This is a genomic window from Pseudomonas sp. NPDC087817 (assembly GCF_044742875.1).
Lineage (GTDB): Bacteria > Pseudomonadota > Gammaproteobacteria > Pseudomonadales > Pseudomonadaceae > Aquipseudomonas.
Window position 1 is genome coordinate 18556 of sequence record NZ_JBIUVJ010000026.1, and the last position, 26253, is coordinate 44808.

The 26253-nt window shown below is 59.1% G+C and carries 25 protein-coding genes and 2 tRNA genes; 8 read left to right on the plus strand and 19 right to left on the minus strand.

Annotation, left to right across the window (positions count from 1 at the left end; all coding sequences use genetic code 11):
• Positions 1 to 62: 62 nt before the first annotated feature.
• The 3 genes from clpB to ACIONG_RS17460 all read left to right on the plus strand — a co-directional run bounded on the left by clpB (position 63) and on the right by ACIONG_RS17460 (position 3085).
• Positions 63 to 2627, plus strand: coding sequence for an ATP-dependent chaperone ClpB (gene clpB / locus ACIONG_RS17450; protein ID WP_401301405.1), 2565 nt, complete (start codon positions 63 to 65; stop codon positions 2625 to 2627).
• A gap of 296 nt (positions 2628 to 2923) precedes the next feature.
• Positions 2924 to 2999, plus strand: a tRNA-Asn gene (locus tag ACIONG_RS17455).
• A gap of 9 nt (positions 3000 to 3008) precedes the next feature.
• Positions 3009 to 3085: transfer RNA gene (locus ACIONG_RS17460), tRNA-Pro, on the plus strand.
• A gap of 117 nt (positions 3086 to 3202) precedes the next feature.
• Here ACIONG_RS17460 and ACIONG_RS17465 read toward each other — a convergent pair.
• From ACIONG_RS17465 to ACIONG_RS17485, 5 genes are all read right to left on the minus strand, one after another.
• Complete coding sequence (locus ACIONG_RS17465; protein WP_103306526.1) at positions 3203 to 3610, minus strand: hypothetical protein; 408 nt, start codon at positions 3608 to 3610, stop codon at positions 3203 to 3205.
• 279 nt (positions 3611 to 3889) lie between these two features.
• Positions 3890 to 5188, minus strand: a complete 1299-nt coding sequence (locus ACIONG_RS17470) for an NAD(P)/FAD-dependent oxidoreductase (RefSeq protein ID WP_016986237.1) — start codon at positions 5186 to 5188, stop codon at positions 3890 to 3892.
• A 63-nt stretch (positions 5189 to 5251) separates the two neighbouring features.
• The gene (locus tag ACIONG_RS17475) at positions 5252 to 5425 is read right to left on the minus strand and encodes a DUF3094 family protein (RefSeq protein ID WP_003228304.1); all 174 of its coding nucleotides are present in this window, start codon (positions 5423 to 5425) and stop codon (positions 5252 to 5254) included.
• A 51-nt stretch (positions 5426 to 5476) separates the two neighbouring features.
• Entirely contained in the window at positions 5477 to 6004 is a 528-nt protein-coding gene (locus ACIONG_RS17480; protein WP_103306528.1) for an MOSC domain-containing protein, read from the minus strand.
• Entirely contained in the window at positions 6001 to 6627 is a 627-nt protein-coding gene (locus ACIONG_RS17485) for a DUF1780 domain-containing protein (RefSeq protein ID WP_103306529.1), read from the minus strand. Before ACIONG_RS17485 ends, ACIONG_RS17480 begins: the two co-directional genes overlap by 4 nt.
• 130 nt (positions 6628 to 6757) lie before the next feature.
• On the opposite strand from ACIONG_RS17485, the gene ACIONG_RS17490 reads away from it, so the two are divergent.
• The 3 genes from ACIONG_RS17490 to ACIONG_RS17500 all read left to right on the plus strand — a co-directional run bounded on the left by ACIONG_RS17490 (position 6758) and on the right by ACIONG_RS17500 (position 8192).
• Positions 6758 to 7225, plus strand: coding sequence for an FAD/FMN-containing dehydrogenase (locus tag ACIONG_RS17490; RefSeq protein WP_103306530.1), 468 nt, complete (start codon positions 6758 to 6760; stop codon positions 7223 to 7225).
• A complete protein-coding gene (locus tag ACIONG_RS17495) occupies positions 7222 to 7911 on the plus strand; it encodes an energy-coupling factor ABC transporter permease (RefSeq protein ID WP_401301410.1) in 690 nt (229 codons plus the stop codon). Before ACIONG_RS17490 ends, ACIONG_RS17495 begins: the two co-directional genes overlap by 4 nt.
• Before the next feature lie 65 nt (positions 7912 to 7976).
• Positions 7977 to 8192: a hypothetical protein gene (locus ACIONG_RS17500; RefSeq protein ID WP_007959584.1), complete on the plus strand. Its 216-nt coding sequence runs from the start codon at positions 7977 to 7979 to the stop codon at positions 8190 to 8192.
• Positions 8193 to 8198: 6 nt separating this feature from the next.
• Here ACIONG_RS17500 and yacG read toward each other — a convergent pair whose 3' ends face one another.
• From yacG to pilB, 5 genes are read right to left on the minus strand one after another with little or no spacing between them, the layout of a single operon-like run.
• A complete protein-coding gene (yacG, locus tag ACIONG_RS17505) occupies positions 8199 to 8399 on the minus strand; it encodes a DNA gyrase inhibitor YacG (RefSeq protein WP_213026619.1) in 201 nt (66 codons plus the stop codon).
• Positions 8396 to 9019, minus strand: a complete 624-nt coding sequence (coaE, locus tag ACIONG_RS17510; protein ID WP_401301414.1) for a dephospho-CoA kinase — start codon at positions 9017 to 9019, stop codon at positions 8396 to 8398. The genes yacG and coaE overlap by 4 nt, the downstream gene beginning before the upstream one ends.
• Positions 9016 to 9888, minus strand: coding sequence for an A24 family peptidase (locus ACIONG_RS17515; protein ID WP_103306534.1), 873 nt, complete (start codon positions 9886 to 9888; stop codon positions 9016 to 9018). The genes coaE and ACIONG_RS17515 overlap by 4 nt, the downstream gene beginning before the upstream one ends.
• A 1-nt stretch (position 9889) precedes the next feature.
• Positions 9890 to 11107, minus strand: a complete 1218-nt coding sequence (locus ACIONG_RS17520) for a type II secretion system F family protein (RefSeq protein ID WP_401301417.1) — start codon at positions 11105 to 11107, stop codon at positions 9890 to 9892.
• Positions 11108 to 11109: 2 nt separating this feature from the next.
• Complete coding sequence (gene pilB, locus ACIONG_RS17525) at positions 11110 to 12810, minus strand: type IV-A pilus assembly ATPase PilB (RefSeq protein ID WP_103306536.1); 1701 nt, start codon at positions 12808 to 12810, stop codon at positions 11110 to 11112.
• A 226-nt stretch (positions 12811 to 13036) separates the two neighbouring features.
• On the opposite strand from pilB, the gene ACIONG_RS17530 reads away from it, so the two are divergent.
• Both ACIONG_RS17530 and ACIONG_RS17535 read left to right on the plus strand, forming a co-directional pair.
• Positions 13037 to 13480 carry a pilin gene (locus ACIONG_RS17530; RefSeq protein ID WP_103306537.1) on the plus strand — a complete coding sequence of 148 codons (444 nt, stop codon included), beginning with the start codon at positions 13037 to 13039 and terminating at the stop codon, positions 13478 to 13480.
• A 298-nt stretch (positions 13481 to 13778) separates the two neighbouring features.
• Positions 13779 to 14135: a BON domain-containing protein gene (locus tag ACIONG_RS17535; RefSeq protein ID WP_103306538.1), complete on the plus strand. Its 357-nt coding sequence runs from the start codon at positions 13779 to 13781 to the stop codon at positions 14133 to 14135.
• A 265-nt stretch (positions 14136 to 14400) separates the two neighbouring features.
• Here the strand turns inward: ACIONG_RS17535 and ACIONG_RS17540 are convergent, their stop codons facing one another.
• The 9 genes from ACIONG_RS17540 to panB all read right to left on the minus strand — a co-directional run.
• The gene (locus tag ACIONG_RS17540) at positions 14401 to 14697 is read right to left on the minus strand and encodes a DUF2845 domain-containing protein (RefSeq protein WP_103306539.1); all 297 of its coding nucleotides are present in this window, start codon (positions 14695 to 14697) and stop codon (positions 14401 to 14403) included.
• Positions 14697 to 17648, minus strand: coding sequence for a DUF748 domain-containing protein (locus ACIONG_RS17545; RefSeq protein ID WP_401301421.1), 2952 nt, complete (start codon positions 17646 to 17648; stop codon positions 14697 to 14699). The genes ACIONG_RS17540 and ACIONG_RS17545 overlap by 1 nt, the downstream gene beginning before the upstream one ends.
• Before the next feature lie 219 nt (positions 17649 to 17867).
• A complete protein-coding gene (locus ACIONG_RS17550; RefSeq protein ID WP_103306541.1) occupies positions 17868 to 18884 on the minus strand; it encodes a class I SAM-dependent rRNA methyltransferase in 1017 nt (338 codons plus the stop codon).
• Positions 18885 to 19032: 148 nt separating this feature from the next.
• Positions 19033 to 19905: an oxygenase MpaB family protein gene (locus ACIONG_RS17555; protein ID WP_401301424.1), complete on the minus strand. Its 873-nt coding sequence runs from the start codon at positions 19903 to 19905 to the stop codon at positions 19033 to 19035.
• A gap of 49 nt (positions 19906 to 19954) precedes the next feature.
• A complete protein-coding gene (gene acs / locus ACIONG_RS17560; RefSeq protein ID WP_401301427.1) occupies positions 19955 to 21892 on the minus strand; it encodes an acetate--CoA ligase in 1938 nt (645 codons plus the stop codon).
• Between the two features lie 266 nt (positions 21893 to 22158).
• Entirely contained in the window at positions 22159 to 23823 is a 1665-nt protein-coding gene (pgi, locus tag ACIONG_RS17565) for a glucose-6-phosphate isomerase (RefSeq protein WP_103306545.1), read from the minus strand.
• Positions 23824 to 24052: 229 nt separating this feature from the next.
• Positions 24053 to 24433 (minus strand): aspartate 1-decarboxylase, encoded by a 381-nt coding sequence (gene panD, locus ACIONG_RS17570; protein ID WP_003228271.1) that lies wholly within the window; start codon positions 24431 to 24433, stop codon positions 24053 to 24055.
• Between the two features lie 210 nt (positions 24434 to 24643).
• Positions 24644 to 25504 (minus strand): pantoate--beta-alanine ligase, encoded by an 861-nt coding sequence (panC, locus tag ACIONG_RS17575; RefSeq protein WP_401301430.1) that lies wholly within the window; start codon positions 25502 to 25504, stop codon positions 24644 to 24646.
• A partial coding sequence (gene panB / locus ACIONG_RS17580) for a 3-methyl-2-oxobutanoate hydroxymethyltransferase (protein ID WP_401301433.1) occupies positions 25501 to 26253 on the minus strand: 753 nt, incomplete at its 5' end. The genes panC and panB, both read right to left, overlap by 4 nt.

Genomic DNA, 26253 nt, shown 5'->3' on the forward strand with positions numbered 1-26253 from the left:
TGGCAGGTTTCTTTATTCAGGATGGTTTCTTAGGTCCGGCCTGCTCAAAAGGAAGGTGACCCATGCGTATAGACCGTTTAACCAGCAAATTACAGTTGGCGTTATCCGACGCCCAATCCCTGGCCGTTGGCCACGATCATCCGGCCATCGAGCCAGCGCATTTGATGCAAGCCATGCTTGAACAGCAGGGTGGTTCGATCAAACCTCTGCTGATGCAGGTGGGCTTCGACGTCAACAGCTTGCGCAAAGAGCTGACCAAAGAGCTCGACCAATTACCGAAAATCCAGAATCCGACCGGCGACGTCAACATGTCGCAGGATCTGGCGCGCCTGCTCAATCAGGCCGATCGCCTGGCCCAGCAGAAGGGCGACCAGTTCATTTCCAGCGAACTGGTGCTGCTCGCCGCGATGGACGAGAACAGCAAGCTCGGCAAGTTGCTGCTCGGCCAGGGCGTGAGCAAGAAAGCCCTGGAAAACGCGATCAACAACCTGCGCGGCGGTGAGGCTGTCAATGACGCCAACCACGAAGAGTCGCGTCAGGCGTTGGACAAGTACACCGTTGACCTGACCAAGCGTGCCGAAGACGGCAAGCTTGACCCGGTGATCGGCCGTGACGACGAAATTCGTCGCACCATTCAGGTTCTGCAACGCCGCACCAAAAACAACCCGGTGCTGATCGGTGAGCCTGGTGTGGGTAAAACCGCCATCGCCGAAGGTCTGGCCCAGCGCATCATCAACGGCGAAGTGCCGGATGGCCTCAAAGGCAAGCGTCTGCTGTCGCTGGACATGGGCGCGCTGATTGCCGGTGCGAAGTATCGCGGTGAGTTCGAAGAACGCCTGAAATCGCTGCTCAACGAGCTGTCGAAGCAGGAAGGGCAGATCATTCTGTTCATCGACGAACTGCACACCATGGTCGGCGCCGGTAAGGGCGAAGGTTCGATGGACGCCGGCAACATGCTCAAGCCTGCACTGGCTCGCGGCGAGTTGCATTGCGTCGGCGCGACCACGCTCAACGAGTATCGCCAATATATAGAGAAGGACGCAGCGCTCGAGCGACGCTTCCAGAAAGTTCTGGTGGATGAGCCAAGCGAAGAAGACACCATCGCCATCCTGCGTGGCCTCAAGGAGCGTTACGAGGTTCACCACAAGGTGGCGATCACCGACGGCGCGATCATTGCGGCAGCGAAGCTCAGCCATCGTTACATCACTGATCGGCAACTGCCGGACAAGGCCATCGACCTGATCGACGAGGCCGCCAGCCGCATCCGCATGGAAATCGATTCCAAGCCGGAAGTGCTTGATCGTCTGGAACGTCGCCTGATTCAGCTCAAGGTGGAATCCCAGGCGCTGAAGAAAGAAAGCGACGACGCGGCGAAGAAACGCCTGGAAAAACTTCAGGAAGAAATCGAGCGTCACGAGCGTGAGTACTCGGATCTGGAAGAAATCTGGAACTCGGAAAAGGCCGAGGTGCAGGGTTCTGCGCAGATTCAGCAGAAGATCGAACAGTCGCGTCAGGAACTGGAAGCTGCACGCCGCAAAGGCGACCTGAATCGCATGGCCGAGTTGCAGTACGGGGTGATCCCGGATCTGGAGCGCAGTCTGCAAATGGTCGATCAGCACGGCAAGAGCGAAAACCAGTTGCTGCGCAGCAAGGTGACTGAGGAAGAAATCGCTGAAGTCGTCTCGAAGTGGACCGGCATCCCCGTGTCGAAAATGCTCGAAGGCGAGCGCGACAAGCTGATGAAGATGGAAAGCCTGTTGCACCAACGTGTGATCGGTCAGGACGAAGCCGTGGTGGCGGTGGCCAACGCAGTGCGGCGTTCGCGTGCCGGGTTGTCCGACCCGAATCGCCCGAGCGGCTCGTTCATGTTCCTCGGCCCGACCGGTGTCGGTAAAACCGAGCTGTGCAAGGCGCTGGCCGAATTCCTCTTTGATACCGAAGAGGCGATGGTGCGGATCGACATGTCCGAGTTCATGGAGAAACATTCCGTGGCTCGCTTGATCGGTGCGCCACCGGGATACGTCGGTTACGAAGAGGGTGGTTATCTGACCGAAGCGGTACGCCGCAAGCCTTACTCGGTGATCCTGCTGGACGAAGTCGAGAAGGCGCACCCGGATGTGTTCAACATTCTCCTGCAGGTGCTTGAGGATGGTCGCCTGACTGACAGCCATGGCCGCACGGTGGACTTCCGCAATACCGTGATCGTCATGACCTCTAACCTCGGTTCGGTGCAGATCCAGGAACTGGTCGGTGATCGTGAGGCGCAGCGTGCAGCGGTAATGGATGCGCTGACGTCGCACTTCCGTCCGGAGTTCATCAACCGGGTCGACGAGGTGGTGATCTTCGAGCCACTGGCGCGGGATCAGATCGCGGGCATTACCGAGATCCAGTTGGGTCGTCTGCGTACGCGTCTGGCCGAGCGTGAATTGAGACTGGAGCTGAGTCCGGAAGCAATGGACAAGCTGATTGCTGTCGGTTACGACCCGGTCTATGGCGCGCGTCCTTTGAAACGGGCGATTCAACGCTGGATCGAAAACCCGCTGGCGCAGTTGATCCTTTCGGGTCACTTCATGCCAGGCGACACGGCGACCGGCACTGTCGAGAACGACGAAATCGTTTTCAGCTGAGTTCAAGCGTCAATGAAAATTGGAAGGCCCCACATCGTGGGGCCTTTTTTTTCGTTAGGCTGTTGAACTCAAAGGAAAAGGCTTGTAAAGTGCGCCCCGCAGTCAGTCACCCACAGGGTTTCAGCTCACTGAGCAGAAATCTGAAATAAGTTGCAAATCATTAACTTGAAAGCAATTTAGGGGGTTGACAGAGGTGATCTAGGTTGTAGAATAGCGCGCCTCAGACACACGAACGCAGCGATGCGAACGAAGTCTAAGAGCTGTAAGTTTCACCGTTGTAAATTGAAATATGTAGTTCCGTGATAGCTCAGTCGGTAGAGCAAATGACTGTTAATCATTGGGTCCCAGGTTCGAGTCCTGGTCACGGAGCCAATTTCAAGCCGGGGTATAGCGCAGTCCGGTAGCGCGCCTGCTTTGGGAGCAGGATGTCAGGAGTTCGAATCCCCTTACCCCGACCATATTAAAAATCCTCGTATCGAAAGATACGGGGATTTTTTTTGCCTGAAATTCATGAACAGGCAGACACAAAAAAGCCGCGCTTCCCGAAAGAGAGCGCGGCTTGGTTTTTCCGGCAATCAGGCGCCGTCTTGGTCTTTGAGGTGTTCGAACAGACCTTTGGGCATTTTCTTGCCATTGGCTTCAAAGTTGGCCTTCACGTTGTTGTAGGCCTCTTGCTCGTCGATGAAGCCATCGTGGTTGGTGTCGATTTTGTCGAAGTCGGACTTTGGCGCAACTTTCAGAAATTCGGCACGGGAAACCTTGCCGTCGCCATCACTGTCGGTCTTGGCCATCGAAGCGTCGCCGCATTTGCCTTCGCCACATTTGCCTTCAGGGGCTTTCACCGAAGTTTCTGCCGAAGCGACCATGTAGCCCTGAGCCAGTGGCTGCGCGGCAAATACCGAGCCGGACAGCATCAGACCGCCAGCCAGCGCAGCGCCGAGCAGGCCAATGGATTTTTTGCCGAGAGTCGAAGTACGGGACATTGCATTCTCCTGGGCTGCACAGCGCAACCACACGTTATGGACGTTCGCCTGAGCAGGTGTTGCTCGGGTGTGGCCATTAAGCGGTGGCGGTGTATCGCGTCTGTGTCGCGGAGCGGGGGAGTTTGTAAGCGAAGTCGGGATATAGAGGGCGCAGATACACTACGAGACAGAATTGCGAAGCAAATGTAGGAGTGAGCCTGCTCGCGATAGCGCTGTGTCAGAGGACATATTTGTCATTTGACACAGCGCTATCGCGAGCAGGCTCACTCCTACGGGTTTTTAGTGCAGCTTCAGGCGCGGTTCAGTACCACGACCAATCTTGCTGCCCAGCATCAGCATCGCCGTGCGGAACGGCCCGTACAACGCCATCTGGTGCATGCGATACAGCGACACGTAAAACATCCGCGCCAGCCAGCCCTCAAGCATCACGCTGCCAGTCAGGTTGCCCATCAAGTTACCCACAGCCGAAAAACGCGACAGCGAAATCAGCGAGCCGTAGTCGGTGTACTTGTACTCCGGCAGGGTCTTGCCTTCGATGCGCAGCTTTAGCGATTTGGCCAGCAACGAAGCCTGCTGGTGCGCCGCTTGCGCCCGTGGCGGTACGTTGCGGTCGGTTCCCGGTTGCGGGCAGGCTGCGCAGTCACCGAAAGCGAAGATGTTCTCGTCGCGGGTGGTTTGCAGTGTCGGTAGCACTTGCAGCTGGTTGATGCGATTGGTTTCCAGGCCGTCGATGTCCTTGAGGAAACCCGGTGCGCGAATACCGGCTGCCCAGACCTTCAGGCTGGCCTTGATCTCGTTGCCGTCGGCGGTGATCAGGCTGTCGGCCGTCACTTCGCTGACCGAGGCATTGGTCATCACATTGACCCCGAGTTTCTCCAGGGTCTTGTGTACCGGTCCGCTGATGCGCTCCGGCAGGGCAGGCAGTACCCGCGGACCGGCTTCGATCAGGGTGATGTGCATGTTTTCCGGTTTGATCCGGTCCAGGCCATAAGCCGCCAGTTCATGGGCGGCGTTGTGCAGTTCTGCCGCCAGTTCGACACCGGTGGCGCCGGCGCCGACGATGGCCACGCTGATCTGCTCGACCACATCGGTCTGCCCGGCGTGCGCCCGCAGATAGTGGTTGAGCAGTTGCTGGTGGAAACGCTCGGCCTGTTTGCGCGTATCGAGGAACAGACAGTGCTGCGCCGCGCCCTGAGTACCGAAATCATTGGTGGTGCTGCCGACGCTGATCACCAGCGAGTCGTACTGAACTTCACGCGCCGGGACGAGTTCAACGCCGTTTTCGTCGTAGGTGGCGGCCAGCTGGATTTTCTTCTGTGCGCGATCGAGCCCGCTCATGCGCCCCAGCTGGAACTCGAAGTGGTTCCATTTGGCCTGGGCAACATAGTTGAGTTCGTCTTCGGAAGAGTTCAGCGATCCGGCGGCCACTTCATGCAGCAGCGGTTTCCAGATATGCGTCAGGTTCGCGTCGACCAGCATCACACTGGCCGTGCCACGCTTGCCCAGAGTCTTACCCAGACGGGTAGCCAACTCCAGACCGCCGGCGCCGCCGCCGACAATAACAATACGATGGGACATGGGGATAACTCGCAAGGTTTTTAAAGGAAATCGGTGCAGTTAACCGAGCGAGCGCGAGGCAGCTCATAGCGTCAGGTAACTGATAAGCCGGCTCAACAGGCCCAGACCAATGGTCACTGCCAGCACCAGCACCAGGAGCATCCACGGCCGGAAAGGCCGGCGCTCGACACGGTGTTGGGACAGTTGCAGGTACTCTTCGACATGCTTTTGGTCTTCGGGGTTCAGGCGGCTGGTCATATTGGCCTCGTCAGGTAGACGTTGCTGAATGTGCAGAAGCTACAGCGGTTTTCAACCGGGGTTGAACGCAGCATAGCCGCTGTCCGGAACAGGCTCGACGGACACGCCATCATCAAGGCGAATGATCCCGCTTTGTAACACTCGCGCAGTAATTCCGCCATGCCCGCGCACTGCTTGAAAAGTGCCGGGGCCGAGGTTGTTTTGCAGGCGTGCGCAGGGCTGACACCAGCCGGTGGTTTCGAATATTGCCTGACCGATGCGAAAGCGCCGACCCTTGAGACTAAACAGATTGATACCGCTGATAACCAGATTGCGCCGCAGATCTTCAGGCTTCACCGGTTGATCGGCCGGGCGCCCCATCAATGCGCTGATCACCGCCAGATGTTCCCACTGAATCAGCGTCACCTGCCGCGCGTTGCGCACGCCGGGGCGGGCGTGATCGCCGGTCAGTCCGGCTTCCAGCCGCGCCTCCACGGCATCGAGTTCGATCATCGGCCCCCGGGATTCAGGACGCACACCAATCCAGCGCACCGTGCCGGTTTGCGGAACATCGGCGATCAACTGCTGAAGTGGCGTCACAGGCTGATCCCGACATCAAAAACAATGCTGCGGCCCAGGTTGCTGCGCAGGAAATCCGGTGCATCCGGGTGGGCGAAGAGCACGCGGGCGAAAGTCGGGCCGACGAGTGACAGCGAACGCCAGCCCTGACGCAAATATTCGGTGGGCGGCGGGAAATGACTGTTCAGGTCGAGCACCTCACGTTTGAGGCTGGCGAAGGCAATGATGTCCAGTTCGCCCAGATCCATCCCGCGCTCCTTGTAGTTGTGCGCTTTTTTGCGCAGGGTCGGCGCCAGCCTCATCAGAAATTCGTTGGCCGGGATCCGTCGCGGCTTGGCTTCACGGCGCACCAGTTGGCTGAGGGAGAAGGCACTACGGCGACGCTGCAATTCATCGCGCCATTCGTCGTTGAGGCGTCGGCCTTCATCAAGGACGAAGAACACCTCGAAATTGGCATCACGAAACAGCACATCCGGCGGCTCGCCGGCGGGCGCGAATTCGTCGGCGCGGTAGGGAATGTTCAGGCCTTGCAGCAGGCGCTGACAGACCCAACGCTCACGCTCCCATTTGCGGGCATTGGACAGGAACGCGTTGGCCTGCTCGGCCGCGATGGTCAGCAGGCGTAAATAATCTGAGTCATCCATAGGCCCAAGCTTAGCGTTCAAATGCGACAAGCAGAAAGCCTTGCGTGGCAAAGTGCGTCAGTGGGCAATCCGAAGAGGCGGTATAGACTGGTGGAAAGCGTCCATTGATACCAAATCGAGGAGATTGAACGTGAATTCACGCTGGCTACTGTTGTTTGCTTTAGTTCCGCTGTTTGCCCATGCACTCGATACCGGCGAACGACTCGCACCCTGGACATTGCTGGATCAGTACGATAAGGCCTACACACTCGATAACGGCGCCACAACGCTGTTGGTGGCGCGGGACATGGATGCCGCCAAACTGATCAAGGAAGCCTTGAAAGATCAGCCCAAGGGCTATCTGGAGGCGCGCCACGCGGTATTCGTTGCAGATATCCAGCGCATGCCGGCGCTGATCGCCAAGATGTTTGCCGTGCCCGCCATGCGTGACTACAACTATCGGGTCATGCTCGACCGAGAGGGCCGGGTCGCATCGCGCTATCCCGGCGTAGAAGGCCAGGTGTTGTGGCTGCAACTGAAGGACGGCCGACTGCTCGAACAACATCAGTACGCCAACGCGATCCAACTGCGCGAGGCTTTGGAGAAGGCGCGGCCATGATCGGTGCCGAGGTGCTGTCAAATGCAAGCCTGGTGCTGGGCTGGCTGATTTATGTGCCAGTGCTGCTCTGGGCGATCTTTCGCGCACCGTGGGTCGAGTTGTTCAGTGACAGCCGCCGTCAGCATTTACTGTTCGGCACGGTGTTCGCGTTGTTTCTGTTGTGGCTGGTGCGCAGGGATTTCGACACCGGTGTGTCGTATCACTTCATCGGCATGACTGCCGTGACGCTGCTGCTCGACTGGCCGCTGGCGATTGTCGGCGGAGTGGTGGCGCAAGTTGGTTTGTTGCTGCTTGGGCGTCAGGATCTCGCGGCGCTTGGGGTCAACGGTGCCCTGTTTATTCTGCTGCCGGTGCTGATCACCGAGTGCGTGGCGATTCTCGTCGAGCGCGCTCAGCCCCGTAATCCGTTCGTGTACATCTTCTGTTCAGGATTCTTCGCTGCGGCGCTTTCAGCCCTGTTGTGCTTGATCCTGAGCCTGACACTGTTGTGGTACGACGGTCTTTTTGCCATGCCGGAGTGGCTGGAAGATTTCATCGGGTATCTGTGGTTGCTGCTGTTTCCCGAAGCGTTCATCAACGGCATGGTGATCAGCGCACTGGTGGTGTTCTGCCCGGAATGGCTGGAGACCTTCAACCGCACGCGCTACCTTTCGGCGCCGTGGAAGGACGACGATCCGAAGTCTTGATCCACATCAAACCCGCCACGCGCCGGAAATTTCATGCTCGCGCAAATCCCTTCAGGAGCAGCGGCATGAGTGTTTACGAGTGGGCGAGGCAGGAAACCCGGCAGAGTCTGGAGATGGCGCAGGAGGTGGGGTTCGATCCGGGCTTGAGCTTGCGCGCCTTGCTCAGTGCGGTGGTGCAACAGAGCAAGGCGGTGCGTAATGCCGAGGACTTGGCCGACGAGTTGCGCTTTCTCGCGGAAAACCTCGACGATGATCAGGACTACGGCTTCATGCGCCCCTGATCGGAATCAGTGACGCGGGTCGAAATCGCCGGAAAACATTTCATCTTCGGCGTCCGGTGCGACCGGGATCTTGTGCTCTTCCGACGCCCAGGCGCCGAGGTCGATCAGTTTGCAGCGATCGGAGCAGAACGGGCGGAATTTGTTCTCGGGGGTGAATTCCACGGGTGCGCCGCAGGTCGGGCATTCAACGGTTGGGATCGGGCTCATGATTGGCCTCCACTTAAAGTCAGGTAAAAGTCATGCAGGCGCTCGACCTCGCTGTGCAGCCAGGCGAGGTCGCGGTCGTTGACCACCACGTCGTCGGCACGGCTCACACGGTCTTCACGGCTCGACTGGGCCGCGAGGATCGCCTGAACCTGCTGTTCGCTGGTCTGGTCACGCTGCAAGGTGCGTTCGATCTGCAGTTGTTGCGGGGCGTCGATCACCAGGATGCGCTGGGTCATGGCGTATTGCCCGGACTCGATCAATAGCGGCGAAACCAGAATCGCGTAGGGCGATTTTGCCTGTGCCAGATGATCAGCGATTTCCTCGGCGATCAGCGGATGCAGCAGGGCTTCGAGCCAGCGGCGTTCCTCCGGGACCTCAAAGATCAGCTTGCGCAGGGCGGCGCGATCCAGCGTGCCGTCAGCCTGCAATACGCCAGCACCAAAGTGCTCGGCAATCTTCGCCAAGGCTGGGCGCCCCGGCTCGACCACCCAGCGCGCCGCGTGATCGGCGTCGACCACATGGATGCCAAGGTCGATGAAGTGCTGGGCCGCAGCGCTTTTGCCGCTGCCGATGCCGCCGGTCAGGCCGAGAATCCAGGGTTTTTCCACAGGGGTATTCATTGCAAACCGACAAACTGCCAATAGAAGTCGGTTATTTGACCACCCCAGAGCAAGGCAATCCAGCCGGCAATTGCCAGAAAGGGGCCAAAGGGGATCGGCGCCGAGGTTTTCTGTTCACGCACACGCAGCAGAATCACCCCGATGATCGCCCCCACCAACGATGACAGCAGGATCGTCAGCGGCAGAATCTGCCAACCTCCCCAAGCGCCAAGCAGCGCCAGCAGCTTGAAATCACCGTGACCGATGCCGTCCTTGCCGGTCAGCAGCTTGAACAGCCAGAACACCGACCACAGCGCCAGATACCCGGCCACCGCACCCCATAATGCCTCGTGTAACGACACGAACATGCCGAAACTGTTGACGATCAGCCCCAGCCACAACAACGGCAGCACCAGCACATCGGGCAGCAGTTGATGCTCGGTGTCGATCAGGCTCATCGCCAGCAAGCCCCAGGTGAGAAAGATCAACAGACAGGCCGGCCAGCCAAATCCGAAATGCCAGGCGATGAATGCCGAGAGCAGTCCACAGGCCAGTTCGGTCAGTGGATAGCGTTTGCTGATGGGCGTGGCGCAGGCCGAGCAGCGTCCACGCAGCCACAGATAACTGAGTAGCGGAATGTTCTCCCAGGCACGGATTCGATGTGCGCAATGCGGGCACTCGGAGTGGGGCAGCATCAGGTTGTAGGTGGGCAACGGTGTTTCGCTGGGCAGACCGAGGACGTCCTGGGCCTGCTGGCGCCAATCGCGCTCGAGCATTTTCGGCAGGCGCCAGATCAGTACATTGAGAAAACTGCCGACCACCAGGCCGAGCAGCAACGCCGTGCAGACAAAAGCCAACGGATAGAGGGCAAACAGTTCGTCTATAGGCATGTCAGATCGCTGAGCCGAGTTGGAAAATCGGCAGGTACATGGCCACCACCAGACCGCCGACGATCACCCCCAGGACCACCATGATGAACGGCTCCATGAGGCTGGTGAGGTTGTCGACCATGTTATCCACTTCGTCCTCGTAAAACCCTGCGACCTTGTCGAGCATCTCGTCCAGCGCGCCAGACTCTTCGCCGATCGCCGTCATTTGCACGGCCATATTGGGAAAGACGCCGGTGGTGCGCATCGAAAAATTCAACTGCATACCGGTGGAAACATCCTGGCGAATACGCAACACCGCGCGCTTGAACACCACGTTGCCGGTGGCGCCGGCCACCGAGTCGAGGGCCTCCACCAACGGTACGCCGGCTGCAAAAGTCGTCGACAGGGTGCGGGCGAATCGGGCGACGGCCGACTTGTACATCAGTGTGCCCACCAGCGGCAGTTTCAGCAGCCAGGTGTCTTTGCGGTCGCGCAAGGCCTGAGACGTTTTCAGGGCGTGGCGGGTGCCGAAAATGGCCGCCGCCAATACACCGAGAATCGCCCACCACCATTGCTGCATGAATTCCGAGAGGCTGATGACCATCAGGGTGAACGCCGGCAGCTCGGCACCGAAGCCGGAAAACACCGACTGGAACTGTGGCACCACTTTCACCAGCAGAATCCCGGTCACCACCGCCGCGACCAGCACCACAGCGGTAGGGTAGGTCATGGCTTTCTTGATCTTGGCCTTGAGCGCTTCGCTTTTTTCCTTATAGGTCGCGACCCGCTCAAGCAACGTATCGAGGGCACCGGACTGTTCGCCGGCATCCACCAGGTTGCAGTACAACTCGTCGAAATACTGCGGCTTCTTGCGCAACGCGTTGGCGAAACTGTTACCGGCGGCGACTTCCTGTTTTACCTCGTCGACCACTTTGCGCATCGCCGGGTTTTCGAAACCTTCGCCGATGATGTCGAATGACTGCAACAACGGTACGCCAGCCTTCATCATGGTCGCCATCTGCCGCGTGAACAGGGCGATGTCCTGCGCCTTGATGCGTTTACCAAAGCTCAGTATCGAGGCGGATTTCTTGCGCACCTTGCCCGGGTTGATCCCCTGTTTGCGCAACTGCGCCTTGATCAGCGCCGGGTTGAGCCCACTCAGCTCACCAGTCATTTTGCTGCCTTTCCTGTCCGTGCCTTCCCAGGCATAAACACTGGTTTTCGCTGCCTTGACCGCCATGTTCAGTCCTTGGTGACCCGGTTGATTTCTTCCAGGCTGGTGATGCCTTGCATGGCCTTGTGCAGGCCGGAAGTGCGCAGGTCATCGAAACCGTCGCGACGCATCTGGATATCGATTTCCAGCGAGTTGCCCTCGGCCATGATCAGTCGCTGCAGTTCGGGTGTGTTCTTCACCACTTCATAAATCCCCACGCGCCCCTTGTAGCCGCCGTTGCAGTGATCGCATCCGACCGGTTCGTAGATCGTGAAACTGCCGATGCGTTCCTCGGGGAAACCTTCCTTGATCAGGGTTTCGCGGGGAATCTCGATGGCTTTCTTGCAATGGCTGCACAGCTTGCGCGCCAGTCGCTGGGCGATGATCAGGCTGACCGAGGTGGCGATATTGAAGCCGGGGATGCCCATGTTGTGCAGGCGGGTCAGGGTTTCCGCCGCGCTGTTGGTATGCAGGGTCGAAAGCACAAGGTGGCCGGTTTGCGCGGCCTTGATGGCGATCTCGGCGGTTTCGATGTCACGGATCTCACCGACCATGATGACGTCCGGGTCCTGACGCAGAAATGAACGCAGGGCCTGAGCGAAATCCAGCCCCTGTTTGGGATTGACGTTGACCTGGTTGATGCCTTCCATATTTATCTCCACAGGGTCTTCGGCGGTGGAGATGTTGATGTCGACGGTATTGAGAATGTTAAGCCCGGTGTACAGCGACACGGTCTTGCCTGAGCCGGTGGGGCCGGTGACCAGAATCATGCCTTGTGGCTGTTTGAGTGCGGCCATGTACAGGTCTTTCTGCGCCGGCTCATAGCCGAGCGCATCAATGCCGATCTGTGCACTGGACGGGTCGAGGATCCGGATTACCACTTTTTCGCCCCACAGGGTCGGCAGGGTGTTGACCCGGAAGTCGATCGACTTGCTCTTCGACAGGCGCATCTTGATCCGCCCGTCCTGGGGTTTGCGCCGTTCCGAGATGTCGAGGCTGGCCATGACTTTCAACCGTGCGGCGATTCTCCCGGCCAGTTGAATCGGCGGCTTGGCCACTTCGCGCAGAATGCCGTCGGTGCGTACGCGCACCCGGTAGTTCTTTTCGTAGGGCTCGAAGTGCAGGTCGGAGGAGCCGCTTTTGATCGCATCCAGCAGCATTTTGTGAACGAAGCGCACCACCGGCGCGTCGTCGGCGTCGAGTCCGCCGATGGCGTCCTGTTTGCTGTCGTCGATGGACTCGACATCAACGCCATCGAGGTCGACATCGGCCATGTCTTCGAGGCCGCTGGCGTGGGTGTCGAAGAACTTTTCGATGGCATCGGTGAGCTTGTCGTCCTCCACCAGAATGGCTTCGGTGCTCAGCCCGGTGCTGAACTGGATGTCATTGATCGCCTGATGATTGCTCGGGTCGGAAATGCCCACGAACAGTTTGTTGCCGCGTCGCCACAAGGGCAGGGCGTGGTGCTGGCGCACCAGTTTTTCACTGACCAGGCCTTTGGGCTGGGTTTCCTTGTCCAGGCAATTAAGGTCCATGAAAGCCATGCCGAAGTGCTCCGAAGCGATCTCGGCCACCTGCCAGCTCTTCACCAGTTTGTTCTGCACCAGATAACTGACCAGCGACAGACGATTGCGCTGGGCCTGTTGCCAGGCTTGCTGGGCGCTTTTTTCCGTAAGCAGTTCGGCCTGCACCAATTGCTTGGCCAGACCGCTCAGAGCGATGTCATTCATGGGGATTCCGCACGCTTGCAGTTCATGACTTATAGCCTAGTCAAGTGACAGCGCCAAACCCCCTCGGTGCAGGTGACAAAAAGTGTCAGATAGTGCGGTTGCAGGTTGTAGGAAATGGCGGCGTCCCGAGGACGCGCTCAGTCTTCCGGGCGTTGACCGGTTTGGCATGGGCTATGCTCAGTTCATCTCAGATCATGAGATTTCGACTCATGCATGGAGCGTGTCTATGAAAAAACAACAAGGTTTTACTCTGATCGAACTGCTGATCGTGGTGGCGATCATCGGGATTCTGGCGACCATCGCCTTGCCGCAGTACACCAAGTACCAGGCACGGTCGAAGGTGACGGCGGGGCTGGCGGAAATCAGCGCGCTGAAAGTGCCGTTCGAGGACACCATCAATCAAGGGACCGACCCGACGCTGACGCTGGTAACCGGTAGTGCAACTTATGTGACGACCAACTGCGGTACGGTGACTGCTTCGGGTACAGCGTCTTCGGGGGCAGGCACCATCGTTTGCACATTGGCCAATGCGCCCGCTCCGGTGTTGGGCAAAACCATTACGCTGACCCGTTCTGGCGGTGCGACGGGTAACACGGCCGGCGTCTGGAGCTGTGCATCGACGGTAAACGCCGACTACGCGCCTAAAGGTTGCCCTGGCAGTGGTACCTGATCATTCGGGTTAGTGTCGTCAAATGCCCCGCTTTGCGGGGCATTTTTCATTGCGTAGCACTTCACAAAAGCTTCAATAATTTCAGCGCTTTAGGAACTTTCCAAAAAACCGCAACTTGCATGTGAATTTTGCACATGTCATGCAATTTGCATGAATCCGGAAATTTGCGTTATTTGTAAGATATTGATTTATAACTATTTTATATGTTTTGAAAAGTTGGCACAGCGTTCGCAATATCTCCAGTAACCCTGCTGACAAGACATCCAGCAGACTTTCCAGAAAAACAGGAGTTACTCGTATGAAGAAGTTCGCTATCACTGCCGCTGCTGCTACCGCGCTGACCCTGACCATGGCTTCCGGTGCATTTGCACAATCCACCCAGGCTACCCAGGCTCCTATGACCCTGGCCGCCGGCGAAGTCACCAAGGCTAAAGAAGCTACTTCCGATACCTGGATCACTACCAAAGTGAAAAGCGACCTGGTCACCGAAAAAGGCATCCCAGGCACCGACATCAAAGTAGAAACCAACAAAGGCGTCGTTTCCCTGTCGTCGACTGTTGCTGTAACTGACGCTCAGAAAGCCACCGCTGTAGCGATCACCAAGAAAATCAAAGGCGTCAAAGCGGTCTCCGCTGACGGCCTGAAAGCCGAGTAAGGCATGACTTCTCGCCTGGACCGGGAGAAGGCGCGACAGACGGGCCGAGCAATACGTCTGCCGCAACTTTAGAGTTCATGCGAACGGTCACACGGATGTGACCATTACAGGCCCCGGCACTTGTGTCGGGGCCTGTTTTATTTGGCACGCAAAAACAATGTGGGAGCGAGCCTGCTCGCGAAAGCGCTCTGTAAGCCGACGAAGATGTCGACTGACGCAACGCATTCGCGAGCAGGCTCGCTCCCATATGGGTTTGGGTGTCGGGTCAGTTACCGCGCTTGCTGGTGATCTCGCGCAGGCGGTTGCCCTCAAAACGCAGGTATTGATACATGCCGTTGTTCGGGCCGTAGGTCCATTCCTCGACCTGAAACTCTTCTCGACGATTGGCGCTTCTCTTGTAGCCCAGTGCATCGCGGCTGACCGGTTCACCGCACTTCTGCAGTACCTCGCTAGCGCGGTCGCCAAGGCTGACCAATTGACTGCCGCAGCGCAGGGTATCGGACGCTGAGGCCTGCCCTGCAACGAGCGTCAGCGCCATCGCGGCGAGCCACTTACCCTTCATCATTCGGCATCCAGGTGCATTTGCGTCACCACCCGACCATCGCTTTCGGCTTCGCCAAGATTGGCGTCGATGAAGTACACGCGATCGTCAGCCAGTTGGCCCTTGTCTACCAGATAATCCTTGATGCTGCTGGCGCGGTCCTGGCCCAACTGCCGCAGCAACACATCGCTCGAACTCCAGAACTGGATCACACCTGCGCGCATTTTCGCCGTGCGTTCTTCCTTGCCCAAGTCCTTCCATTCGGCCGGTGGCTGGGTTTTCAGACGCGTGCGGTAGATGCCTTCCAGCAGTGGACCCTTTTCGCTGTCTGGTACCTGCAGCAAGGAGGCCTGGGCGGGAACCTTGTCGCCGCGACGCTGGAGCATCTTGTAGTAGTTGTACTGGTATTCGCGTTCCAGACGCTGTTCGGCGAGCAAAGGGCCGTCGCTGCTTTTCGCGGCGGTGCCTTCGATTTCCAGGCGCAGGGCCGGACGTTCCTTGAGGGCTTGCGACAGTTTCACCAGTGCGGCCTCGGCATCCTTGTTCAATTCGCTGGAACCCGGTGCGAACGATACGGTGCCGAGGTCTTCGGAACCGCCACCGCTGACCAGCCCGCCAATCAGCTTGAACGGCGCCGCCGCGGCTTTGACGATCAGGTTGCGCAGGGTTTGCCAGACAATCGGCATCACGCTGAATTGCGGGTTGTTCAGGTCGCCGGTTACCGGCAGTTCGATGGAGATCTTGCCATCGACGTCCTTGAGCAAGGCAATCGCCAGTTTCAGCGGCAGGCTCACGGCATCCGGGCTGTCGACCTTTTCACCGAGTTGCAGTTGCTCGACCACCACTTTGTTCTCGGCTTTCAACTGGCCCTTGGTGATCAGGTAATGCAGGTCGAGGTTGAGCCGGCCCTTGCGGATGCGGTAACCGGCGAACTTGCCGGAGTAGGGCGTCAGCGTGGTCAACTCGACCCGTTTGAAACTGGTGGTGATATCGAGGCTGGCCATCGGGTCGAATGGATTGACCGCGCCCTTGATGGTCACTGGCGCATAGCGATCAACCTTGCCCTTGATATCGACAGTGGCGGGTTTCACCTGTCGACTGTCGATGGTGCCAATCTGGCCGTTGAGTTGCTGCACGGCGGTGGCGAAGTTCGGCGTCAGGCTGAAGTCGGCGAAGTTGGCCGAACCATCGTTGATGGCAATGCCGCCGATGTGGATGCCTAGCGGTTTGTCTTTGCTGGCCGGTTTGGCCGCGGCGGTTTTTGTGCCGCTGTCAGCTGGTTGCGGAATCAGCAGGTCGTCGATATTGGTGGTGCGATCATCGTTGATCATGAAGCGCACATACGGCTGGAACAGGTTGACCTTGTCGATCGACAGGCTGTCACCGTGCTGATAATTCAGGCCTTCCACGACCACTTGCTGCCACTTGAGGAAGTCGCGGGTCTTCAGGGTGTCGAGAGTATGCAGTTGATCGACCTGAGCGCGGCCGGTCACGCTGAGCGCCAGTGGATTGGTGCTCTTGAGATTGACCTTGAGATCACTGCCGAGCATGCCGCTGCGCAGTTCCAGGCGAATGAACGGATTGATGTAGGACTGCGCGACACGCAGGTCGATGTCCTGGGTTTTCACGTTGAGCTGGGCGGTGACGGGGGCGAGATTGACCACGCCGTCGGCCATGACCTTGCCTTGCTTGCCCAGTCCGGTGTCGAGCTTGACCTTGAAAGGCGAGCCGTTGAGGCTGTCGAAATCCTGCAGGTCGGCGTTCAGCGGGCCGACATCCAGCGCTACCGGTGGATTGGCCGAGCGGTCGGCCACATGCACGGTGTAGTCGCGCAGTTGCACATCTTTAAGCAGCACTTGCCACGGCTTGCTCGGCGCGGTCGGTTCAGCTTTCGGCGAGTCGGCGGCGGCCGGCGTACTTGCCGGCTCGGCGGCGGCTTTGGCGGCGGGTTTCGACGGTTGGCTGGCGAAGAGTTTCTGCCAGTCCAGTTGACCATCGGCTTCCAGAGCGGCCCAGGTTTCCAGTTTGTGGCTGCGAATCTTGCCGACCACCACTTGCTGTTTGGCCAGATCGACCGTGGTTTCACTGATATCGAGGCGTTCGAGCTTCGCCAGTGGGCGCCCGTCCGGTGCCTTGATCGCAAACGGCGCGATGCTCACCGCGACATTGTTCAGCAGCAGTTCGGTTTCTTTCGACAGATTGAGTTTGTACTCGGTACTGAGGCTGACCACGCCGTTCTCCAGCACCAGCGGCACGGCGTCGCGCACATAAGGCCAGAAGGACTTCATCTGCCCGTCGGTGATTTTCAGGGTGCCTTCGGAAGAGATAGGGATCAGGCTGAAGTTGCCTTTCCAGTCGATCTGCCCGCCGGCCGGGCCAGCGGCGACCAACGTCATGTCGGCGCTGTCTTCGGGCAGGGTGCTGAGGTTTTTCAGTTCGAAGTCGAGTTTGTCGTAAAGGAATTCGATCGGTTCGCTGGGCCGCTCATCCTGAAAGTGCAGAGCGCCGCCAGCCAGTTTGATGCGGTCGATACGCAGCGGGAACGGTTTGGCGTCAGGGGCGGCCGGGGTCGGTTCGCTGGCCGGGAGCTTGAACAGACCCAGCAGGTTGAGCTGGCCGTTTTTGGCAAAGAGAATTTCGGTCTTGGATTTTTCCAGCTCGATATCGGACAGGTGCAGCGCTTTTGTCCACAGGCTGTCGAGTTGCAGGTTGGCGTACAGGCGTTCGAAACCGATCTGCTCCTTGCCCGGCTCGCCGATGACCAGGCCCCATAAGGTGACTTCAAGGCTGAACGGATTGAGTTCGATGCGCTGCAAATGCGCAGGCACCGTGGCGTAATTGGCCAGTTGCTGGTTGGCGATGCGCAGGGCGATGCCCGGCAAAATCAGAAACCCCAGCAGGCTGTAGAGGGCCAGAGCAGTCAACAGGGCGCCAATCGCGCGAATCAATCCTTTGGGCATGTGCGGCTTCATCTGTCTGAATCGGAGTGCCTTGGAGTATGGCACGCGATTCTGGTTCCGAAGTACCTGGCGTGGCACAGGATTGTTCAGATTCTTCTCCGATAGTGCAAAACACTGTGGGAGCTGGCTTGCCAGCGATGTGGGCATTTCATTCGACAGGGATGTCGTCTGATCCACCGCAATCGCTGGCAAGCCAGCTCCCATAGGTTGTGCGCCGTTGCCAGCTTTTGGTCAGAGCTGGAGGATGAGGGTTTTCAGTGGCGGTTGTTGATCCATGGACGGGAAATCCGCGCCCGGGGTCATCACGCTCCATTCGCGCACCGGGCGCCCGGCCTTCTCCGCGCAGCGCAGCACCTGCTCACGCCAGTCATCCATGCTGACTTTTGCCAAGTTGTTGCAGCAGATCAGCACGCCGTTGTCAGCGGTGGTCAACAAGGCCGGTTTCAGCAGGCTTTGATAATCGCGCAGCAGATCTACGGTGCCGAACGCACTCTTGGCCCAGGCCGGCGGATCGAGCAACACCAGATCATATTGCCGCTGTTCGAGGCGTAGATAGCTCGGCAGTTTCTGCCCGCGTCGCTGACTGATCGGCAGGCCGGCAAGCTGGCGGATTGCCGGGAAGTAGTCGGACTGGATGAATTGCATCTCCGGCAGTTGCGGATTGAGCTGACCGTTTTCGCGACCGACCGCCAGATTGCCTTCGGCAAAATCCAGGTTGCACACCTCGCGTGCGCCACCGGCCGCCGCACTGAGGCCAACGCCACAGGTGTAGGCAAACAGGTTGAGGACGGATTTGCCCTTGGCGTGCTCCTTGACCCAGCCGCGGGTGTTTCGCAGGTCAAGGAACAGCAGCGGATCCTGCCCGGCATGGCGCCCGCGTACGCGGTAGTTGAGGCCCCATTCGTGACCGACCAGATCGGCCAGCGCCGCGTCGTCGGCGCGGTAGACGGTGTCTTCACGGTCAATACGCGAGTTGCCCCGGGAACGATCGTTGTAGACCAGCAGGGTTTCGAAACCCAGAGTCTGGTTGACGATGGCATGCAATTGCAGCAGATCGTCACGCTCCAGCGTCTGGTGAAAGCTTTGCACCAGCAGTTGCGGACCATAGCGGTCGATGGTCAGACCACCAGCGCCTTCCTGACTGCCGTGGAACAGTCGATAGCAGTCGGTGCCCTGGCTGTGCAGTTCGGCAAGCAAGTCCTGGCGTTGATCGAGGGCGGCGCGCAGCGCCTGATTCAAGGAAGACATGCGGGCGCCTTGCTGGTGAGAATTGGGGCGCGGGAGTTTAGCAGCTTGGCGGGCAATCGAGTGGCTACCATCGCGAGCAGGCTCACTCCTGCAAGGGATATATGTTGCATACGAATGTCCTGTAGGAGTGAGCCTGCTCGCGATGCTTTCAGGTGATCAAGCCCATTCGGCGTTTGGCCCGCTGCACCGAACCATTGCGCATCGCCCAACGCAGCATCGGCGCGCTGCGTTTGACGCTGGCGCGGATCAGTTGGCGTTGCAGCGAACTCTGGCGGACCTCGAGCATGTCGCTGGCCCAGTCCGGCAGCAGATCAATGCCAGCCTTCATCATCAAATCGCCAAACGGTCGCGCCAGAACGCTCGGTGCCGGCGCGTCGAGCAACAAGCGCAGGACTTCCCGGCTGCGTTCATCGCACAGCAACTGCGGGCGCATGCGTTGCAGATAATCCGCCACGGCTAGCCGAGACTTCGGCACATCGCGTGCGCCCAGACGCTCGGCGACCACGGCGATTTCCGCGTAGTACCGATCCTGGTCCGCCCCTGACAACTGCGGATTGCGATAACGCAAATGCGCGGCAAGGAAGTTGCTGACTTCCGCCACATGCACCCACGTCAGCAGACCCGGATCGCTGGCCGCGTAGGGCCGACCATCGGGCGCGGTGCCGACCACTTGCAGGTGAATGGTGCGAACCTTCTCGATCAGCCAGTCGGCGTCGCGGCGCGAGCCGAACGTGGTGCCGGAAACAAACTGGCTGGTACGGCGCAGGCGCCCGAGCATGTCCTGACGAAAATTCGAATGGTCCCAGACCCCGGCCAGCGCCAGCGGATGCAGGGCTTGCAGCAACAACGCGCTGATGCCGCCGATCAGCATACTGCTGAAATCGCCGTGCACCTGCCAACTGATCGAGTCAGGGCCGAACAGGCCGGGATCGCCCTTGGGGTTTTCCAGGTCGAGCTGACCGAGGGACAGACCGGTCAGGCTCATGAGCTGGTTTTCGATACGGCTGCGGATAAATTCCATGGCACTCATTAATGAGGGGCGGGCGCGGCTATTTGGCCGCACCCGGATGTTACTGATTGAGGCGCGTGTCGATCAGGCCCTGCACCACGCTCGGATCGGCCAGGGTCGAGGTATCGCCAAGGCTGTCGAGCTCATTGCAGGCAATCTTGCGCAAGATGCGGCGCATGATCTTGCCTGAACGGGTTTTCGGCAAGGCCGGGGCCCACTGGATCAGGTCCGGTTTGGCGAAGCTGCCGATTTCCTTGCTGACGTGGGCGAGCAATTCTTTCTTCAATTCGTCATTCGGTTCGGCACCGTTCATTGGTGTGACAAAGGCGTAGATGCCCTGGCCTTTGACGTCGTGTGGATAACCGACCACGGCGGCTTCGGCGATGCTGTCGTGCAGCACCAGCGCGCTTTCCACCTCGGCCGTGCCGATGCGATGCCCGGAAACGTTGATCACGTCGTCGATACGCCCGGTGATCCAGTAATCGCCGTCCTCATCGCGCCGCGCGCCATCACCGGTGAAGTAGTAGCCGGGATAAGGTTTGAAATAGGTGTCGACCATTCGTTGCGGGTCGCCGTACACACTGCGAATCTGTGCCGGCCAGCTGGATTTGATCGCCAGTACGCCGCTGCCGGCACCTTTGATTTCCTTGCCGTGTTCATCAAGCAGCACAGGCTGCACGCCAAACATCGGTTGGGTGGCGCAACCCGGTTTGATCCTTTGTGCGCTGACCAGCGGGCTGAGCATGATGCCGCCGGTCTCGGTCTGCCACCAGGTATCGACGATGGGGCAGCGCTGTTCGCCGACCACGTTGAAATACCATTCCCACGCTTCCGGGTTGATCGGCTCACCGACGCTGCCGAGTAATCTGAGGCTGGCGCGCGACGTTTCCTTCAACGGTTCGGCACCTTCGCGCATCAGCGCGCGCAAGGCGGTGGGGGCGGTGTAGAAAATGTTGACCTTGTGTTTGTCGATCACCTGCCAGAATCGCGAGCTGCTCGGATAGCTCGGCACGCCTTCGAACATCAATGTGGTCGCGCCATTGGCCAGCGGGCCATAGACGATGTAGCTGTGGCCGGTGACCCAGCCGACATCGGCGGTACACCAGAACACTTCGCCGTCGCGGTAATCGAGCACGTATTTGAAGGTCATCGCTGCTTGCAGCAGGTAGCCGCCGGTGGTGTGCAAAACCCCTTTGGGTTTGCCGGTGCTGCCGGAGGTGTAGAGGATGAACAGCGGATCTTCGGCGTCCATCGGCTCTGGCGGGCAATCATCACTGACATCGCGCACGGCCTGGTGATACCAGAGGTCGCGGCCTTCGACCCAGTCGACCTTGCCCTGAGTGCGCTCGACCACCACTACGGTGCTGACGTCCGGGCAACTTTGCAGGGCTTTGTCGACATTGCTTTTCAGCGGTACGAACTTGCCGCCGCGCACGCCTTCGTCGGCGGTGATCACGGTGCGGCAGTCGGCATCGAGGATGCGGTCACGCAGTGAATCCGGGGAGAAACCACCGAACACCACCGAATGGATCGCGCCGATCCGCGCGCAGGCGAGCATGGCGTAAGCGGCCTCGGGGATCATCGGCATGTAGATGCACACCCGGTCGCCTTTCTTCACGCCACGGCTTTTCAGCACGTTGGCCAGTCGGCAGACGTGATGGTGGAGTTTTCGGTAGGTGATTTGCGCCGATTCGGCCGGGTCATCGCCCTCCCAGAGCAGGGCGGTCTGATCGCCGCGTTGTTCGAGGTGGCGGTCGATGCAGTTGTAACTGACGTTGAGCTGGCCGCCGGCAAACCAGACCGCTTCACCGGTTTTCAGGTCGTAGCGCTGGACGGTCTGCCATGGCGTGCTCCAGTCGAGGAAGCGCGTGGCCTGTTCGGCCCAGAAAGTGCTGGGGTGTTCAATGGATTCGCGGTACAGGCGTCGGTAGTCGTCCTGACTCAACTGAGCAGCCCGGCGGACGGCATCGGCTTTGGGGAACGTGCTGATATCGAACATGACGGTTCCTTATTCTTGTTGTGCGAAGAATAAAGATGCGCCGAGCGGTCGACAGGTTCAAGCCGGATTCGGAATCCGATGACTGAAGCTGATTTTGAATGCACCCCAAAACAACTGTAGGAGTGAGCCTGCTCGCGATCGCGGTGTGTCATTCAACATCAATGCTGACTGATACACCGCGATCGCGAGCAGGCTCACTCCTACAAGGGATTTTGATTGCCCACAGGATTTGGGTTGGGCCAAATCCTGTGGGCAGAGACATCCAATTACCCGCGGTGACGACCGCGGAAGTAGTTGATCAGGCCTTGGGTGGACGGATCATCAGCAGTGGTTTCATCGCTGCCGACCAGACGGTTGTAAACGCCTTTGCCCAGCTCTTTGCCCAACTCCACGCCCCATTGGTCGAAGGCATTGATGCCCCAGACCACGCTTTGCACGAACACTTTGTGTTCATACATGGCCACCAGCGCGCCAAGACGGCGTGGGCTGATGCGCTCAACCACAAGGGTGTTGCTCGGACGGTTGCCCGGGATCACCTTGTGCGGTGCGAGTTTGTGCACCTGCTCTTCGCTCATGCCTTTGTCGCGCAGTTCCTGCTCGGCTTCCGGCAGGGTCTTGCCTAGCATCAGCGCCTGACTCTGCGACAGGCAGTTGGCGTACAACCACTGATGGTGGTCGGACACCGGGTTGAAGCTGACGATCGGCACAATGAAGTCGGCCGGGATCAGTTGGGTGCCTTGGTGCAGCAACTGGTGGTAAGCGTGCTGACCATTGCAGCCGACACCGCCCCAGATCACCGGACCGGTATCGGTCGACACCGAGGTGCCGTCCTGACGCACGCTCTTGCCGTTGGATTCCATGTCCAGCTGCTGCAAGTGCTTGGTGATGTTGCGCAGGTAGTGGTCGTACGGCAGGATCGCGTGGCTTTGCGCACCCCAGAAATTGCCGTACCAGACACCGAGCAGCGCCAGCAGCACCGGCATGTTCTGTTCGAACGGCGCGGTCTGGAAATGCTGGTCCATGGTGTAGGCACCGGACAGCAGTTCCTTGAAGTTGGACATGCCGATGGCCAGAGCAATTGGCAGACCGATGGCCGACCACAGCGAGTAACGGCCGCCTACCCAGTCCCACATCGGGAAGATGTTTTCTTCGCGGATACCGAACGCGATGGCTGCCGCATTGTTGCTCGACACGGCGATGAAGTGACGATACAGCTCGGCTTCCGAGCCGCCCTGAGCCAGGTACCAGGCGCGTGCGGCTTGAGCGTTCTTCAGGGTTTCGAGGGTATTGAACGACTTCGACGAAACGATGAACAGCGTGGTTTCGGCGCGCAGTTTTTGCGTCAGCTCGTGGAACTCGCTGCCGTCGATGTTCGCCAGATAGTGGCAACGCACGCCTTTCTGCGCGTACGACAGCAGTGCTTCTGACACCAGCTCAGGGCCGAGGAACGAGCCACCGATGCCGATGTTGACCACGTCAGTGATCGGCTTCTCGGTGTAACCACGCCACAGACCGTCGTGGATGCGGCCGACCAGATCGGTGATCTGGTTCAACACTTTATGCACTTCCGGCATCACGTTGACGCCGTTGACCGACAGCTTGTCGCCGACCGGGCGGCGCAGGGCGGTGTGCAGCGCCGGGCGACCTTCGGAGGCGTTGACGATTTCGCCGTCGAACAGCGCTTTGATCGCGCCTTTCAAATCGACTTCGTTAGCCAGACCCACCAGCAGATTGCGGGTCTCGGCGTTGATCAAATTCTTCGAATAATCGAGAAACAGCCCGCAGCTGCTGAGGGTGAACTGATTGAAGCGCTGCGGATCGGCGTTGAAGGCTTCGCGCATGCTGAAATCCTGCATGGCTTGGCGGTGATCTTTCAACGCTTGCCAGGCAGGCAGAGCGGTAACGTCGTGAGGAGTGCGGTAGTACGCCATCGCTGCGGTTTTCCTTTTTACTTGAACGGCCTTTTGAACACGGTACAGACCAGCACGCCATGATTGGGCATGGGCCAACTGTGTCGCCTCGGTTTCTGGACACAGGGCGAATACAGTAAACCTCGCGCTGCGTTCTGTCTTGACTTTGTCTGACCCGTTCCCTGTACTTTTTTAACATTGATACCGGGAACGGGCCGACCAACGGAAGGTGAGCTGGATGCTCAGCGGCTCAGGCGACCTGAACCGGGATGGCGTTGCTGGTATGGCTCAGCTCATTGCCAGGTGCCATGTAGAGCATGCGCGGCTTGAAATTCAGCAGTTCCGCTTCGCTGTAATGGGCGTAAGCGCAAATGATCACCCGGTCGCCGACCTTGGCCTTGTGCGCGGCGGCACCATTGACCGAGATCATGCGTGAACCTTCTTCGCCACGGATGGCGTAAGTGGTGAAGCGCTCGCCATTGTCGACGTTATAAATCTGGATCTGCTCGTACTCACGGATGCCGGACAGGTCCAGCCACTCCCCATCAATGGCGCACGAACCTTCGTAATCGAGCACGGCGTGAGTGACTTCGGCGCGGTGCAGTTTGGCCTTGAGCATGATGGCGTGCATGAGGGTTTCCCGGGTTGGAATCGAACGGCGGGCAGTGTGCCCGAAGGCTTTGAGGGCGGCAATATGGCTTGAAATGCAATTTTCAGGACGCTGAAAAGCACTGTAGGAGTGAGTCCGCTCGCGATAGCGGACTGTCATTCAACATTGATGTCGAAAGTCAGGCCCTCATCGCGAGCAGGCTCACTCCTACAGGGGGTATTGCGGTGTTTTTTAGACAGCGCTATCGAGATTCAGGTGCAGGTTATCGATCAACCGCGTGGTGCCCAGGAACGCTGCCACCAGAATCACCAGATCACGATCTTCAGCCACCGCCGGCCGCAAGGTCAGCGCATGGCGAATTTCCAGATAGTCCGGACGCAGGCCCGCGGCTTCCAGCGCTTGCAACTGTGCATTGATCAACGCCGGGAAATCGCGTTCCCCTTGTTTGATCGACTCGGCAATCGCGTTCAGGCTGCGGTAAACCACCGGCGCCACGGCACGTTGTTCTTCGCTGAGGAAGCCGTTACGCGACGACAGCGCGAGGCCATCGGCGGCACGCACGGTCGGCTCGCCGATGATCTGGATCGGCATGTTCAGGTCATGCACCAGCGCGCGGATCACGGCCAGTTGCTGGAAGTCCTTCTGGCCGAAAATCGCCAGATCCGGCTGAACCATGTTGAACAGTTTGCTGACCACGGTCGCGACACCTTCGAAATGCCCCGGACGACTGGCGCCGCACAGACCTTCGGAGAGTTGCGGCACGCTGACCCGGGTCTGCCCGGTCATGCCGTCGGGATACATCTCTTCAACTGTCGGCGCGAACAACAGGTCGCAACCGGCTTCCAGCAGTTTTTCCTGATCCGCTGCAAGGGTGCGCGGGTATTTGTCGAGGTCTTCGCCGGCACCGAATTGCAGCGGGTTGACGAAAATGCTCGCCACCACGAAGTCCACGCGTTGCGAGGCTTTGGTGATCAGCGCGACATGGCCGCTGTGCAGGTTGCCCATGGTTGGCACGAAGCCGATGCGCTTGCCTTCGCTACGGGCGCGGGCTACGGCGGCGCGCAGTTCGCGTACGGTTTTGACGGTGTTCATGCAGAGAATCCGTGTTCGATGCCTGGGAACGTGGTGGCTTTGACTTCGCTGACGTATGCCTTCAGCGCGGACTGGATGCTGTCCTGGCCATTCATGAAGTTCTTCACGAACTTCGGCACGCGGCCGGTGATCGACAGGCCGAGCATGTCGTGCAGTACCAGGACTTGACCGTCGGTGGCGTTGCCGGCGCCGATACCGATGACCGGGATTTTCACGGCCTGACTGATTTCAGCGGCCAGTTCACTCGGCACGCATTCGAGCAGCAGCATTGCCGCGCCAGCCTGCTCCAGCGAAATCGCGTCAGCACGCATCTGCCGCGCCTGGTTTTCGTTGCGGCCCTGCACTTTATAGCCACCGAGAATGTTCACTGCTTGCGGGGTCAGGCCCATGTGCGCGCAGACCGGGATACCGCGTTCGGCGAGCAGACGGATCGACTCGGCCAGCCACAACGCGCCTTCAACCTTGATCATGTGCGCGCCGGCCTGCATCAGCATGGCGCTGTTGGTCATGGTTTGTTCAAGGGTGGCATTGGCCATGAACGGCAGATCGGCGAGGATCAGGGCGTCGCTGTTGCCACGTTTGACGCAGGCGACGTGGTAGGCCGTTTCTGCGGTGGTCACCGGCAAAGTACTGTCGTGACCTTGCAGGACCATGCCGAGGGAGTCGCCCACCAGCAGCACTTCGACACCGGCCTCGTTGCAGGCGTGGGCGAAGGTCGCGTCATAGCAGGTCAGCATGGTGATCTTTTC